General features: G+C 62.4%; 12 protein-coding genes and 1 other RNA gene. 5 read left to right on the plus strand and 8 right to left on the minus strand.

The window, feature by feature from the left end; all coding sequences use genetic code 11:
• Positions 1-18: 18 nt before the first annotated feature.
• From hisC to gyrA, 5 genes are all read right to left on the minus strand, one after another.
• Positions 19-1131 carry a histidinol-phosphate transaminase gene (hisC, locus tag AWB65_RS13940; protein ID WP_087667718.1) on the minus strand — a complete coding sequence of 371 codons (1113 nt, stop codon included), beginning with the start codon at positions 1129-1131 and terminating at the stop codon, positions 19-21.
• Positions 1132-1171: 40 nt separating this feature from the next.
• Positions 1172-2254, minus strand: a complete 1083-nt coding sequence (gene pheA, locus AWB65_RS13945; RefSeq protein ID WP_087667719.1) for a prephenate dehydratase — start codon at positions 2252-2254, stop codon at positions 1172-1174.
• An 80-nt stretch (positions 2255-2334) separates the two neighbouring features.
• Positions 2335-3417, minus strand: coding sequence for a 3-phosphoserine/phosphohydroxythreonine transaminase (serC, locus tag AWB65_RS13950; RefSeq protein ID WP_087667720.1), 1083 nt, complete (start codon positions 3415-3417; stop codon positions 2335-2337).
• Positions 3418-3593: 176 nt separating this feature from the next.
• Positions 3594-4208 carry a DUF2059 domain-containing protein gene (locus AWB65_RS13955; RefSeq protein WP_087667721.1) on the minus strand — a complete coding sequence of 205 codons (615 nt, stop codon included), beginning with the start codon at positions 4206-4208 and terminating at the stop codon, positions 3594-3596.
• 194 nt (positions 4209-4402) lie between these two features.
• Positions 4403-7051, minus strand: coding sequence for a DNA gyrase subunit A (gene gyrA, locus AWB65_RS13960; RefSeq protein WP_087667722.1), 2649 nt, complete (start codon positions 7049-7051; stop codon positions 4403-4405).
• Positions 7052-7727: 676 nt separating this feature from the next.
• Between gyrA and ompA the strand changes: the two genes are divergently transcribed.
• The 4 genes from ompA to ssrA all read left to right on the plus strand — a co-directional run bounded on the left by ompA (position 7728) and on the right by ssrA (position 10496).
• Positions 7728-8381: an outer membrane protein OmpA gene (gene ompA, locus AWB65_RS13965; protein WP_087667723.1), complete on the plus strand. Its 654-nt coding sequence runs from the start codon at positions 7728-7730 to the stop codon at positions 8379-8381.
• A 204-nt stretch (positions 8382-8585) separates the two neighbouring features.
• Positions 8586-9284, plus strand: coding sequence for a bifunctional 2-polyprenyl-6-hydroxyphenol methylase/3-demethylubiquinol 3-O-methyltransferase UbiG (gene ubiG / locus AWB65_RS13970; RefSeq protein WP_087667724.1), 699 nt, complete (start codon positions 8586-8588; stop codon positions 9282-9284).
• 4 nt (positions 9285-9288) lie between these two features.
• Positions 9289-10047, plus strand: a complete 759-nt coding sequence (locus AWB65_RS13975) for an HAD family hydrolase (protein ID WP_087667725.1) — start codon at positions 9289-9291, stop codon at positions 10045-10047.
• A gap of 79 nt (positions 10048-10126) precedes the next feature.
• Positions 10127-10496: a transfer-messenger RNA gene (gene ssrA / locus AWB65_RS13980) on the plus strand.
• Between the two features lie 270 nt (positions 10497-10766).
• Here ssrA and AWB65_RS13985 read toward each other — a convergent pair.
• Entirely contained in the window at positions 10767-10946 is a 180-nt protein-coding gene (locus AWB65_RS13985) for a Flp family type IVb pilin (protein ID WP_087656188.1), read from the minus strand.
• 564 nt (positions 10947-11510) lie between these two features.
• On the opposite strand from AWB65_RS13985, the gene AWB65_RS13990 reads away from it, so the two are divergent.
• Positions 11511-13871: an FG-GAP-like repeat-containing protein gene (locus AWB65_RS13990; protein WP_235007619.1), complete on the plus strand. Its 2361-nt coding sequence runs from the start codon at positions 11511-11513 to the stop codon at positions 13869-13871.
• A 13-nt stretch (positions 13872-13884) separates the two neighbouring features.
• Here AWB65_RS13990 and AWB65_RS13995 read toward each other — a convergent pair whose 3' ends face one another.
• Both AWB65_RS13995 and AWB65_RS14000 read right to left on the minus strand, forming a co-directional pair.
• Complete coding sequence (locus AWB65_RS13995; RefSeq protein ID WP_087667726.1) at positions 13885-14958, minus strand: glycosyltransferase family 4 protein; 1074 nt, start codon at positions 14956-14958, stop codon at positions 13885-13887.
• Positions 14959-15387: 429 nt separating this feature from the next.
• Positions 15388-15654: a hypothetical protein gene (locus AWB65_RS14000; RefSeq protein ID WP_087667727.1), complete on the minus strand. Its 267-nt coding sequence runs from the start codon at positions 15652-15654 to the stop codon at positions 15388-15390.
• Positions 15655-15698 lie beyond the last annotated feature (44 nt).

The following is a 15698-nucleotide window of genomic DNA, read 5'->3' on the forward strand; positions in this document are numbered from 1 at the left end:
GCCTTTCGGCGCGGGGGTTCAGACAGTCGCGAGCGTCTTTTCGAGCGCTGCGATGAAGGCTTCGTTCTCGGCCGGGAGACCGATCGTCACGCGCAGCCATTGCGGCAAACCGTAGTTGCCGACCGGCCGCACGATCACGCCCTGTTTCAGTAATTCGAGATTGACCCGCGCGCCGGCGCTATCGTCGTCGCCGACGCGCACCATCACGAAATTGCCGTACGACGGCACGTATTCGAGACCGAGCTTGTCGAACGCCTCGGTCAGGCGCCGATAACCCTGCGCATTCACCGACGCGCTTTCCGTCAGAAATGCGGCGTCCTTCAGCGCAGCGACGGCCGCCGCCTGCGCGAGCGAATTCACATTGAACGGCTGGCGCAGACGGTTCAGCAAATCGGTCAGTTCCGGCTGCGCGATCGCAAAGCCTACGCGCAGGCCCGCCAGCCCGAACGCCTTCGAAAACGTGCGCGACACGAGCAGATTCGGATAGCGCCGGACCCAGTCGATCGAATCGTAGCGATACTCCGGCGACAAATACTCCGTGTACGCCTCGTCGAGCACGATCGCGACGTGGCGCGGCACTTTCGCGATGAACGCCTCGAGCGCCGGGCCGTCGATGAACGTACCGGTCGGGTTGTTCGGATTCGCGACGAAGACGAGGCGCGTGTCGTCTTCGATGGCGGTGAGCATCGCGTCGAGGTCGTGACCGTAGGCCACCGCCGGCACGACGATCGCCCGCGCGCCGAGACCTTGCGTCGCGAGCGCGTACACGGCGAACGAATATTGCGAATAGACGATCGACTGACCCTTCTCCACGAACGCGTGCGCCGCCATTTCGAGGATGTCGTTACTGCCGTTGCCGAGCGTGATCCACTCCGGCGGCACGCCATAGCGCTCGCTCAGGGCGGCCTTCAGCTCGAAGCCGTTCGAATCCGGATAGCGCCCCAGTTCCGCGACGGCAAGCGCAATCGCCTGCTTCGCCGACTCGGGCATGCCGAGCGGATTCTCGTTCGACGCCAGTTTCACGATGGTCGTTTCATCGAGGCCGAACTCGCGCGCCACTTCCGAAATCGGCTTGCCGGCGATGTACGGCGCGATCCCGCGCACATACGTTGGGCCGAATTGCGATGTCATGTCTTTCTCCAGTCGATCAAGCGGAATGCAGGATGCAGGTTCAACGCGCGCGCGGGTAGGAACCGAGGATTTTCAGGAACGCCGCCTTCTGACCGAGTTCGGTGAGCGCGGCCGCGACCCACACGTCGTCGCGATGGCCTTCCAGGTCGATGTAGAAGTAGTACTCCCACGTCCCGACGCGCGCCGGACGCGACTCGAAACGCGTCATCGAGACGCCGTGCTTCGCGAGCGGTTCGAGCAGCTTGAACATCGCGCCCGGCTCGTTCGCAACCGACACGATCAGCGATGTCTGGTCATAGCCGCTCGGGCCGGTGGGCTGCTTGCCGATCATTACGAAGCGCGTGCGGTTGTGCGGATCGTCCTGGATATGTGAAAAGACGTTGCCGAGGCCGTAGTGCGTGGCAGCGCGATCACCGGCGATCGCCGCGATCGTCGGGTCCTTCACCGCCATGCGCGCCGCTTCGGCATTGCTCGATACAGCCTGGCGCTCCAGATGTGGCGCGTTCTGCGTGAGCCAGCGCTGGCACTGAGCGAGCGCCTGCGGATGCGCGCAGACGCGCGTCACGCCGTCGAGATTGCCGGACGCCGTCAACAAATTGTGATGAATCGGCAGCGCAAGTTCGCCGCCGATCGTCAGCGACGACTGCAGCAGCAAATCCAGCGTGCGCGACACCGCGCCTTCCGCCGAATTCTCGACCGGCACGACGCCGAATTCGGCCGCGTCCGCCTCGACCGAGCGGAACACTTCGTCGATCGACGGGCACGGCAGCCCTTCGATCGAATGGCCGAAGTATTCGAACATCGCCTGCTCGCTGTACGTGCCGACCGGGCCGAGATACGCGGCGCGGATCGTTTGTTCGAGCGCGCGGCTCGCGGCCATGATTTCGCGCCAGATCGAGCTGATGTGATCGTCGGCGAGCGGGCCGTCGCTCATGTCCTGCAGGCGCTGGATCACCTGCATCTCGCGCTCGGGGCGAAACACCGGCGCGTTGAAGTGCTTTTTCACCTCGCCGACTTCCAGCGCCACCGCGGCGCGCTGGTTCAGAAGCGCGATGAGTTGCGCATCGATGGCATCGATGCGTTCGCGCAGCGGTAACAGTTTTGAATTGAGATCGTCGTCCATGCGTTGCCTGGCGGGCAAATGAGGGCAAACAGTGTGCGGAGTGCAAGGCGGCGCGTCCGATGCGCGCCTCAGAACGCGACTTAAGCGCGGCCCTGCTCGAAATCCTTCATGTATTCGACGAGCGTCTTCACGCCCTCGAGCGGCACCGCGTTGTAGATCGATGCCCGCATGCCGCCTACGGACTTGTGGCCCTTCAGTTGCAGCAGCCCGCGCGATTTCGCGCCGGCCAGGAAATCGGCGTTGCGCGATTCGTCGGCGAGGAAGAACGGCACGTTCATGCGCGAACGCGACTGGCGCTCCACCTTGTTGACGTAGAAATCGCTCGAATCGATGGTGTCGTAAAGCAGCTTCGCCTTCTCGGCGTTGCGCGCCTCGATCGCTGGCAGGCCGCCCTGCTTCTTCAGCCACTTGAAGACGAGCCCCGCGATATAGATCGCGTAGGTGGGCGGCGTGTTGTACATCGAATTGTTCTCGGCGACCGTCTTCCATTCGAACGCCGACGGGCAGATCGGCAGCGCGCGGTCGAGCAGGTCCTCGCGCACGATCACGACGGTCACCCCCGCCATGCCGATGTTCTTCTGCGCACCGCCAAACAGCACGCCGTACTTGGCGACGTCCATCGGGCGCGAAAGAATGTGCGACGAAGCATCGGCGACGAGCGGAATATCGCCGAGATCGGGGATTTCAAAAGTCTCGACGCCGTCGATGGTTTCGTTCGTGCACAGATGCACGTAGGCGGGATCGTCGGAAAGATGCCACTCGGCGATGTGCGGCACGTGCGTGAAGCCCTGCTCCGTCTTGCCGTTCGCGGCGATGTGCGGCGTGCCGTATTTCTGCGCTTCCTTGAACGACTTCTGCGACCACGAACCGGTCACGATGAAATCGGCGGTCTTCTTCGTGCCGAGCAGGTTCAACGGCACGATGGCGTTCTCGCCGATCCCGCCGCCCTGCAGAAACAGAATCCGATGCGATGCCGGCACGTTCAGCAATTCGCGCAGGTCGGTGAGCGCGGCTTCGTGGATCGACATGAATTCGGCGCCGCGATGGCTCATTTCCATCACGCTCATGCCGCTGCCGTTCCAGTCGAGCATTTCGTCGGCCGCTTGGCGCAGCACTTCTTCGGGCATCGCCGCAGGACCGGCGGAGAAATTGAACACGCGCATCTGAGAACCCCGAATGGCCTGGCGCGGCGGGAAGGAACCACTCGTACTGATAACCGCGCCCGGAAAAGAAATGGCTGTTTGCGCTTTCGCGCAAACAGCCATTATCGCACCGTCCTGAAAACCCGCCAATCCGAGAGGCGCTGTGCGGCGGCCTCGGGACGGGCGAGTCAGCGGGCTTATTTGCCCGGCTTGACGTCGGCCACTTCCTTGTCGGCCTGCGTGCGCGTCGCCTTGATGGCTTGCGGCATGTACTTCTGCATCAGGCCGTTCACGACGTCGCGGCCAACCTGATCCTGCACCTGGATGAACTTGCGACCGGTCGGGCTCTTGTAGAACGCCGTCAGGTCCTTGATTTCATCCGTCGTGTAGTACTTCGCGTAGGCGTCGAACTGGGCCTTCATCGCGTCCTGGCGGAACGAATCCGTTGCGAATACCTGGCCTGCCGAGTCAACCAGCTTCGGCACGGCGTTCTTCTGCAGCGACGGAACGGCGGCTTGCTTCTGCTTGTCGTTCAGCGACTTGTTCTCGGAAAGCGCATCCGAAAGAATGGCCGGGACGAGTTGCTTCGATTGCATTTGCGCGCTGTTGCCGATGGCGCCAACGAGCTTCTGCGCATCGATTGCTGCCAGCAGATCGTTGATGGCTGCCTGCTTCGCGGAGTCGACCGGAGCTGCCGCAGCGGCCGCCGGAGCGGCTGCCTGATTCGGCGCCTGGTTTTGCAGCGACTGGGCCATTGCGAAGGTCGGTACGAAAGCAGCCAGCAACATCCACTGTTTAAATCGTTTTTGCATCATTACTCCCTTTGAAAAGTATTCAATCGCAGCCGTGCGACATGGTTTCGCCGCTCGCGGCTTCACTCGTCGTTTGACGAGCGGAGCCCGGCGGCCAAGCCGCAGGTCGCGCAACCAGATCCATTCAGGCTTTTGAAAGCAGGACACGAGTCGCGCAAGAGAAGCGCGACCCAGGCAACGGCGCATGCATCCAGTTAAACCGCATCACCGTTGTCGTCATTCTTCTCATCGCCGGTCTCGGCGCTCCCGCTCGCGTCATCTTCGACGTCCGCGTCCAGCTCGACCTCAGCTTCCGCTTCGGCGATGTGCTGCAGTCCCGAGAGCTTCGTCCCCTCGTCAAGACTGATGAGTGTAACACCTTGGGTTGCGCGCCCCATTTCGCGTATCTCGGAAACACGGGTGCGGATCAGGACGCCGGAATTGGTGATCAGCATGATCTCGCTTTCCGGCTCGACGAGCGTCGCGGCGACAACCTTGCCGTTACGCTCCGACGTCTGGATCGCGATCATGCCCTTTGTGCCGCGGCCGTGACGCGTGTACTCGTTGATCGGCGTGCGCTTGCCGTAGCCGTTCTCCGTTGCCGTCAGCACCGACTGGTTTTCCCCGCCCGCGACGAGCAGTGCTATGACCTGCTGGCCGTCCTCGAGTTGCATGCCGCGCACGCCGCGGGCTTCGCGGCCCATCCCGCGGACGTCGTTTTCGTCGAAACGGACAGCTTTGCCCGAGTCGGAGAACAGCATGACATCGTGTTCGCCGTCGGTAATGGCCGCGCCGATCAGGTAATCGCCTTCATCGAGCCCGACCGCGATGATGCCCTTTCGCAGCGGCCGGCTGAACGCTTCGAGCGGCGTCTTCTTGACGGTGCCGAGCGCGGTCGCCATGAAGACGTATTTGTCGGCGGAGAATTCCTTGATCGGCAGCACGACGTTGATCTTCTCGCCGTCCTGCAGCGGGAACATGTTGACGATCGGCCGGCCGCGCGAGTTGCGCGAGCCCTGCGGCACTTCGTAGACCTTGATCCAGTACACGCGGCCGCGGTTCGAGAAACACAGCATGTGATCGTGCGTGTTCGCGATGAAGAGCGTGTCGATCCAGTCGTCTTCTTTCATCTGCGTGGCTTGCTTGCCGCGGCCGCCGCGCTTCTGCGCGCGATATTCCGACAGCGGCTGCGACTTCACGTAACCCGTATGCGACATGGTCACGACCATTTCCTGCGGCGTGATCAGGTCTTCGGTGTTCAGTTCCGTGGCGTTCATTTCGATGCGCGAACGGCGCTCGTCACCGAATTCGTTTCGCACCTGACCGAGCTCGTCGACAATGATCTGACGAATCCGCTCCGGACGCGCCAGAATATCGAGCAGGTCGGCGATCTGCGCCATCACCTCGCGATACTCACTGACGATCTTGTCCTGTTCGAGCCCTGTCAGGCGCTGCAGACGCATCTGCAGAATTTCCTGCGCCTGGATGTCTGACAATCTATATTGGCCGTCTTCCTGCAGGCCATACGCCGGGTTCAGCCCCTCCGGCCGATACGCGATGCGCCCGCCGACCGCTTCCGTCTCCGTGCGCGTGAGCATTTCGCGCACAAGCTGCGAATCCCACGAGCGACTCATCAACTCCTGTTTCGCGATCGGCGGCGTGGGCGCGGCCTTGATGATCGCGATGAAGTCGTCGATGTTCGCCAGCGCGACCGCGAGACCTTCGAGAATGTGGCCCCGATCCCGAGCCTTGCGCAGTTCGTATACAGTGCGCCGCGTGAGCACTTCCCGCCGATGCGACAGAAAGCACTCCAGCATTTCCTTCAGATTCAACAACTTGGGCTGGCCGTCGACAAGCGCGACCATGTTCATGCCGAAGGTGTCCTGAAGCTGCGTCTGTTTATATAGATTGTTGAGAATGACCTCGGGCACTTCGCCGCGCTTCAGCTCGATCACGACGCGCATGCCGCTCTTGTCGGATTCGTCGCGAATATCGGAGATGCCCTCGATCTTCTTCTCGTTGACGAGTTCGGCGATGCGCTCGAGCAGCGTGCGCTTGTTCACCTGGTACGGAATCTCGTCGACGATGATCGCCATGCGCTGGCCGCGGTCGATTTCCTCGAAGTGCGTGGTCGCGCGCATCACGACGCGGCCACGCCCCGTGCGGTAGCCGTCGCGCACGCCGGCGACGCCGTAGATCACACCCGCCGTCGGGAAATCCGGCGCCGGCACGATTTCGATCAGTTCGTCGACGGTGGTGTCGGGATTGTTCAGCAGGTGCAGGCACGCATCGACGATTTCGCGCAGGTTGTGCGGCGGAATGTTCGTCGCCATGCCGACCGCGATGCCGGCCGAGCCATTGATCAGCAGATTGGGGATGCGCGCCGGGAGAACGAGCGGCTCGTTCTCGCTGCCGTCATAGTTCGGGCCGAAGTCGACGGTTTCCTTGTCGATATCCGCGAGCAGTTCGTGGCCGATCTTCGCCATGCGGATTTCGGTGTAGCGCATGGCGGCCGCGTTGTCGCCGTCGACCGAACCGAAATTGCCCTGCCCGTCCACCAGCATGTAGCGCAGCGAAAACGGCTGCGCCATGCGCACGATCGTCTCGTATACAGAGGCGTCGCCGTGCGGGTGATATTTACCGATTACGTCGCCGACGATACGCGCCGACTTCTTGTAGGCGCGGTTCCAGTCGTTGTTCAGCTCGTGCATCGAATACAGCGCGCGACGATGCACCGGCTTCAGGCCATCGCGGACATCGGGAAGCGCCCGTCCGACAATTACGCTCATCGCGTAATCGAGATACGAACGGCGCATTTCCTCCTCAAGGGAGATTGGCAGAGTCTCTTTGGCGAATTGATCCATTATCCGTGTCTTGAACAGTGCGGCGACAGCGCGCCGCGAAGGCCGTCAGAGGCGCTTTCGGGACCCATATTGCTGTCGCTTGCAAACGACGCCGCAAACGCGGCGAATCGCATAATTCTAACATGCGCTACATCCGCGCCCGGCCGCGGTACGTATACAGAGGGGTGAATGGAATAGCGGCGGAATCCCGGCCGCATACCTTCGGCGCACGTCAACTGCGGCTCGGAAACCTCTGACGTGACGCGCGCCGGAGACCGCTCGGAAAGCGCTTACAAATTGCTGCAAGACAGCACGTGAATTCGTCAGGTGAACCGGCTATGATGCCGCCTCACATGTTTGGACCCCTTCATGCGATCGGGCGAAAAAACGCTGAAAAACGTGCGAAGTGGCACGCAAAATGCGCGAGTCGCGCGCGCTAGACGATCCCATTCGTTTCCTGTCCCTTTCTTGTTGCTCATGCACCACATATGGTTGCGGGTCTATAGGAGCAGGGATATTTTTTATCGGTGCAAGGGAACGATATGGCAAAATGCCAACGCACAAAGTTAGACACTGCTCGAAGTCTACACAGCGCGTTTTGTTCCGCGGTAATGTTATACTTCGAGCAATGTATGACTTGTCTTTGTCAACAGGCTCGCAGTAAACCTGCGGTAATCTCAATTTCGAGAGGAGAAATATGAATAAACTTTCAAAGCTCGCGTTCATTGCAGCTACCGCAGTTATGGCTGCATCGGCTTCGGCACAGTCGGTGCCGGCATCGCGACAAGCCGTGAACGACAACTGGGTGAACGGCACGGGCGAATACGTGTGGATGAACGGCACGAACGAGCTTTGCTGGCGCGATGCGTTCTGGACGCCGGCCACGGCAAACGCAAAGTGCGATGGCGCGCTGGTCGCTCAAGCGCCGACGCCGCCGGCACCGGTCGCTCCGCCGCCCGCTATTGTGAGCCAAAAGGTCACCTACCAAGCTGACGCTCTGTTCGACTTCGACAAGGCAGTCCTGAAGCCGGCTGGTAAGGAAAAGCTCGACGATCTCGCATCGAAGATCGGCGGCCTGAACCTGGAAGTCGTGGTCGCTACCGGCTACACCGACCGCATCGGTTCGGACAAGTACAACGATCGCCTGTCCCTGCGTCGTGCTCAAGCTGTCAAGGCATACCTGGTCAGCAAGGGCATCGAAGCCAACCGTATCTACACGGAAGGCAAGGGCAAGAAGAACCCGGTCACGACCGGTTGCAACCAGAAGAACCGCAAGCAACTCATCGCCTGCCTCGCACCGGATCGTCGCGTGGAAGTCGAAGTTGTGGGTACCTCGCGCGCTCCGCAGTAATAGCGCAAGAGTTACCGCAGGATCGAACCCCCGCTTCGGCGGGGGTTTTTTTATGTCCGCGCGGCGAGCGTGGTCTCGGCGCCGGCGTGGTAGCCGTATGCCCCGCGCGACGATCAGGCGCACCGCCCGCCGCTTTTGCCCGCCCCATCCAGCGCCTATATACTCGGGGCTAATCATCACGACATCAGGAAGGCTGCTTTCACCATGACGAACGTCGATCCCCACGAACTTCAGAAATTCAGCGAGCTCGCGCATCGCTGGTGGGACCCGAACGCAGAGTTCAAGCCGCTGCACGAACTGAATCCCGTGCGGCTCGACTGGATCGACGCCCACGCGCATCTGATGGGCAAGCGCGTGCTCGACATCGGCTGCGGCGGCGGCATCCTCTCCGAATCGATGGCAACGCGCGGCGCGACTGTCAAAGGCATCGACCTCTCGACGAGCGCGCTCGGCGTCGCCGATCTGCACAGCCTCGAGAGCGGCGTCGAAGTCGCGTACGAGGAAATTTCGGCCGAGGCGCTCGCCGCACGCGAACCCGGCACTTACGACATCGTCACCTGCATGGAGATGCTCGAACACGTGCCGAATCCGGCGGGAACCGTCGCGGCGTGTGCGTCGCTCGTGAAGCCGGGCGGCTGGGTGTTCTTCTCCACGCTGAACCGCAATCCGAAGGCGTACCTCTTCGCCGTGATCGGCGCCGAGTACATCGCGCGGATGCTGCCCAAGGGCACGCACGACTACGCCCGCTTCATCAAGCCGTCGGAGCTAGCGGGCTTCGCGCGCGCAGCCGAGCTAGCGCCGGTCGACATCAAGGGCATCACCTACCGGCCGCTCAGCAAGCACTTCGGCCTTTCCAGCGACACCAGCATCAATTACCTGATGGCTTGCCGCCGCGAAGCCTGACGCCATGAACCAAGACGATCTGACGAGCGAACAAAAACCGTCGGTCCTGCCGGACGACCCTACTCCGCTGCCGCAACTGCTCATCGACGACGACCGCCTGGGCCTCTGCCAGGCGGTCCTGTTCGACCTCGACGGCACCATCGCCGACACCGCGCCGGACCTCGTCGCGGCCGTCAACAAGATGCGCCACGATCGCGGGCTCGAAATGCGGCCGCTTGAGATGCTGCGGCCGTTCGCATCGGCGGGCGCGCGCGGGCTGCTCGGCGGCGCGTTCGAAATCGGGCCGGAGCATCACGATTTCCCCGCGATGCGCGACGAGTTCCTTGCCAACTATGAAGCGGATCTGTGCATCGAAACGACGCTGTTCCCGGGCATCGACGAATTGCTCGATCAGCTCGATGCGCGAGGCGTGCGCTGGGGCATCGTGACGAACAAGGTAACGCGTTATTCGGAACCGCTTGTCGCGCAGCTTGGGCTCGACACGCGCGCCGCGTGCCTCGTGTGCGGCGATACCACGCCGCACTCGAAGCCCCACCCCGCGCCGCTATTGCACGCGGCCGAACTGCTCGACGTGGCGCCGGAACGCATCGTCTACGTGGGCGACGACCTGCGCGACGTGCAGGCGGGGTTCGCTGCGGGCATGATCACGGTCGCGGCGGCCTATGGCTATTGCGGCGACGACATTCCGCCGCGCCGCTGGCATGCGAACCATGTCGTCGATTCGCCGTTCGAACTGCAGCAGTTGCTGCGCGACATCGGCTAGAACGCTCTACGCTGGGCGCATTGAAAGCACGCCGATGCGCCTCATATGCGCTTTTCGTGGGATAATTTACTTTCGCTTTGGGGGCGACCTGGTTTCGACAGGGGTTGCAAAGCGGCTAGGGCATACCGAGGACCCGTCACCTCGTTAATCAATGGGAAAAACGTAACTGCAAACGACGAAACGTTCGCACTGGCAGCCTAAGGGCCGCCTGCCTCTCCCTAGTTCACTGACGGACTAGAGTCGCAAGACCGGTAGCAATACCGAGAGAGGTCATATACGTCAGTTAAGCCTTGTCGGTGTCACGACGCCAAGGTCGAAAATTTAGTGAATCGCTGTAAGGAAGCGTGTTCGTCCGCGTCTTTATGGCTAAATCAAATGACAGAACTAAGTATGTAGAACTGGTCGTAGAGCGCTACTGGACGCGGGTTCGATTCCCGCCGCCTCCACCAATATTAGTGTTCAGGGGGTTTCACAGGCCCTCAACCTGCCTCACTTGAACCCCGATGGCCTTGGCTTTCGGGGTTTTTTTCTGCAATTCACATTCAGACTCTGTCGCGGGTCGTCACCTTCAGTCCCCCTTAAAGGGGTTCCTGGCGGTTTTTCGACGGCTTGGAAAGTCCGACCCCCAAGGGCGCCACCGCGGCGCACGCCAATGCCTCTGACCGATCTCGCGATCGCGGATGATGCAAGGGCGCAACGGCTATTGCGCCCGCCCACCCTTACGTTCCCTGTGAAGTCGTTACCTTCGTGAACAGATCGTCATACATGGTTTTGATGCTGTCCTTGAACGTGACCGCCATCCCACCGAGAGCGATCACCACGATACCCGCGAGGACAGCGTATTCCATCGCGCTGACGCCGCGCTCATCGCGGACAAACAGTTTGAAAAATTTGCGCATCTCAGATTTCCTTTGTAGTAGGTGTTGTGGGCTCGATGTAAAACTTATCGAGCAGGACAGATGCTGCGGAGAGCCGAACTCGGAAACTGAATGCGGTTATGACCGTAACTCGGTTTATCAACCGAGCGTTGCTGCAGTAAAACTCCACGCCGGTCCCCCGTGCTTCAGCGCAGACGGCGGGATTCGTAGCCCCGATTGCGTTACGAGCACATCGGAGCTTTGTTTTTCGCCCCGACATTCGTCACGTCACCCTCAATCTCCAAACATCCGCAGATCGATCCGTGATCGGGCTAACGGCAGAATCCAAAAAAACTTTAAAAAGCGCGCAGCGGGAATCGATAAGCCGAAGCCAACTTGTCGACGTTCCAGCGGTCGTTATGGACGAATCGGTGGAATTTTTTAGCGATTCGCGAATTTGCCGGTAACTCACCGGCTTTCGTTTTCGATCGACAACTTCACACACTCCGTCGAAATGTCATACATGTACGCTTGAGCACTGACCGTGTCGCCCGTAGTCGGCACGCTTGCGCTTTGCCGCGCTAATTCAGCGTTCACGGAGTACGCATGCGCCACGTGAAGTCGATGTCGATCGCGCTCCTCTTCGCCTTCTTCGCGGGGCTGATCCCGCTGCACGCGAAAGCAGCCGAAACCGCCGATTGCCGCGCCGGCACGCTCGTCACCGTCGTCGCGCATCTCGACGACGACCTCCTCTTCGTCAACCCCGGCATCAGCGACAAGCTCGACGCCGGCTGGTGCGTCACCGTCGTGCATCTGATCGGCGGCGCGAACGGCGCCAAGTTCGACTACGTGCTCCTGCGCGAAACCGGCACGAAGCTCGCCTACGCGCGCATGGCGGGCGTGCCCGACGAATGGGTCGAATCCAACCCCGTCTTCGCCGGCAAACCGGTCCACGAACTCGTGCTGAAAGCGCAGCCGAAGGTCAAGCTCCTCGAATTGCGCCTGCCCGGCGGCGCGGTGCGCGGCGGCAAGGTGCCGCTCGGCCTCCTGTGGGACCGCGGCGAGACGCTCACGACCTATCCGATGAGCGCCGACGGCACGGGCGCCACGACCTACGACCGCGCCGCGCTGATCGCCACGATGCGCGCGATCCTGTCGCCGGCGACCGAGCTCTACACGCTCAATCCGGACACGGTCCCCTTCATCGAGCATCCGGACCACATCTACGCCGCACGGATCGCTCGCGTCGTCGCGCAGGGGCTAAACCGTGACCTGCCGATCGGCTATCACGTCACCTATCCGACCGGCGGCCTGCCGAAAAACCTGAGCGCCGCCGAGACGCTGAAGAAGCGCGACGTCGTAGGCAGCTATTTCGCGATCGACGGAAACGACGCCGGCCACGTCTTCGGCGAATATCAGTGGGACGGCAACTGGATCGCGCGCCGCTACTGGAGCGCCGCGCGCGTCGGCGACCCCGGCGCCGAGTTTCAGCCGAAGCCGATCCAGCTCGTCAACGAGTATTCGAGCCAGTGCCTCGCCTCCGGCGGCGGCGCGGGCAAGAGTCCGCGCCTCACGGCGTGCTCAGGCGCCGCCACGCAGAACTGGCACTGGCAGCCGCTCCCCGTCACGCCCGGCGACAAGAACGACGCGCAACTCGTCAATGAGGCGACGCGCCAGTGCATCGCCGAACGCGACGGACGTCTCGTCGAGGAAGCCTGCGACCCAAGCGCGGCCGCCCAACGCTGGACCCCATGGGATTTCGGGCTCGTCTACACGCCGCTCGGACACTGCCTCGGCGCGGTGAACGGCGCGGTATCGGTGGGGCGCTGTTCGCTCCTGACCGCCGAATATCGCTGGGCGATCTCGCCGCGCTCGCAATGGACCGACACGCGCGAGGAAGGTGCGCTCTACGGCGACGTCCGTGGCGCGGGCCGCGACAGCACGGTCTACATCCAGCGCCGCAAGGACGGACCGGGCTTCAACGTGTGGGTCGCGGAGATGTCGCGTTTCGAGAGCGCGATGCCGTGGTATCTGAACGCGGTCCCGTTCGATCACGAGGCCAGCGCGCCGACGTGCCGCGCCGACACGCTCTGCTTCGACGGCGCGCGCTTTCTCGTCGCGGATTTCGACGGCGACGGCCGCGCCGATCTGATGGTCGTCACACCGCGCAACGGCGGCACCGCGTTCTGGTTGTTTCGCAGCACCGGCAGCCGCTTCGATACGCCGCGTCTCTGGTATCAGACGAGTGCCGTATGGACGCCCGCGATAGCACAGCAATATATCGCCGCCGACTTCAACGGCGACGGCCGCGCGGACGTCGTGATCGCGCAGAAGCGTCCGGATACTGGCCTCGACCTGTGGATGCTCGCGGGCAACGCGAATGCGACCGGGAGCGCGCCGGTGCGCTGGCTCGAAGCGCCTCAGCTCGATGCCGCCGCGCGTTTTCTGCCGGCGCGCGTCGCGGGATCGACGCGCGCGGGCTTGCTGGCGATCGAAAACGTGAATTCGGCACTCGCCGTCACGCGGATCGCGAACACCGGCGGCGCGTTCGGCGCGCCCAAACGCGGCACGCCCTACCCTCAATTCACGCCATCAGCAGTGAAAGTAGCAGCGGGCGACGTGGACGGCGACGGCATCGACGATCTCGTCGTGCTGCAGCCGCGCGGCGACAGCGCGAGCATCGACGTGTGGAAGATCAGGAATGGCGCGCCGGTGCGCGTCGCGACGCTCGCCGACACCTCCTGGTCCGATTCGATGCCCGCGCTCATTCGCCGCAACGACCGCGCGACGCTGATGCTCTTCAAGCGCGCCAACGCGACGCTCGGCGAGTTCTATTTCACGGGAGGGGCGCCGAGTTTATGGGGCTACGACTTTGTCGGACCGACAAGGCTCGGGCCGGCGCAGATCTGGGGCAATCTGCCGGGGTTGTATTCGGAGTCGCTGTGGCTGAGGTCGCTGGCGCAATAACGGCGTTAAAAACTCAACCCGCCGCCACCCGCAAATTCAGCACTTCCCGCGCGATCGCCAGATAGCGGTCGGCGGTACTTTGCAGCGTGAGCCCGTGGAGCGGCCGCGTCGCGCGCGGCTCCGAGAGCGATTCGAGCAGCGCGCGGCCGTAGGCATCGGCATCGTTCGTATCAAGCAGTTGCACGCCGGGAAAATTGCTCGCGAACGCAAAAGACGGAATCGAATTCGCGACGACCGGAATCCCCGACGCCAGCGCCTCCAGAAATCCGATGCTATGCGCCTCGAAACTCGACGGCATCGCGAACGCCGCCGACGCCCGCAAAATCTGCGCGACATTCATCTGCGGCCCGTCGATCACCACGCGCTCCTGCAGCGCCAGCTTCGCGACGAGATCGACCACGGCCGCGTGATACGCCAGGTTCTCGATCACGCCGCACAGCAACAGGCGCGCATCCGGATCGGCTTGGGCGACGCGCGCGAACGCATGCACCGTCTGCAACTGGTTTTTTTCGGGGATATAGCGCCCGACCTGCACGATCTGCTTGTGCGCGACCGGAACGGGGGCGACGTCGTCGGTGAAACGCGAGATATCGACGCCGTTCGGCACCACCATCATCGACGGATGCGTGCCGATCTCTTTCACGTAATCGTCGATATTTTTCTGCGACACGCCGATCACCGCTTTCGCGCGGCCGGACAGCAGACGCTCGGCGCGCAGCAGCGCGTAGTTGGAGAAATCGTTGGCGCCGGAGTGCATCACCCAGACGATCGGCACGCGCGTCGGCAGCGCGCGCACGTAGAGGGCGGGAATCGTCGCGTGCGCGAAGATGATGTCGGGCTTGAACGTGCGAATCGCCTGATAGAGGAACAGCAGCCTGCCGATCTTGCGATGGCTCTTCTTCGGGAACAGGCACATCACGCCGTGCGTGCGAAGTTCGTCGCTGATGTGCTCGAAGTCGCTGTGCTGCGGCAGGAGCGATGCGATGCACACACTGTGGCCGGCCCGCTGGTGGCCAATCGCGACGCCCTTCACAAGCACTTCTGCCCCCGACAGGCGCGGCGCCAGTATGACCTGGAGAATTCGCATTTATGCAGTCCCTCGGCAATTCCGAAGCGTCGTCCGTTGCCCGGCAGGCATTGGGACCATTCTCCCCCAACTACCGGACGCCGTGTCGTGCGCGGATGCCGGGCAACCGACGCGCTTCTTTTATCGTTTATAAGAGGAAAAGTCGCTTGTCATCGGATACCGACCGATGACGCTTGACTTAAGGTACTCCTCCCGTCATACCAAATGCCCGCCATCTCGTAGTGTTTTTCGGTCGCCGTGCAGCGTTTATTGAATTGGGGCGCGAGATGGCATAGACGGCTCGTGGACGCGTCGCCGGGACTGTAAGCGCGGTGTCATCTGACGCCCGTTCCGGGCGCCTCGGACGATGTGATGTGGCCCTTCAGCCGACCGGTCTGCGGGATGCGGCGGGCTCAGGCCGCGTTGACCGTGAACCCGCGCTGGCGGGAATTACTCTGTGTCCTTCGGGCACTTCAGGTTGCAGCCGTTCGGATCGCCGTTATCGGCGCGGCGGCGTGCGGCGGACTTGCCTTGCTGATATTTGTCGCTGGGCGCGGACGCGGCGAATGGCATTTGCGGGTGCTCGTTCAGGCGGAACTGCTCCTGCAGGACGCCGCCGGGAACGCCCGGCGAGTTTTGCGCGAAAGCGACCGGAGCAAGATAAACCACGCCTGCGACGAGCGCGGCGCACGTGGAAACAATAAGAGGCAATTTCATGGCGAGATGTGGCGCGGTTTCGAGTCGCGCTAAGACGTGAACGG

The organism is Caballeronia humi, from assembly GCF_001544475.1.
Classification (GTDB): Bacteria; Pseudomonadota; Gammaproteobacteria; order Burkholderiales; family Burkholderiaceae; genus Caballeronia; species Caballeronia humi.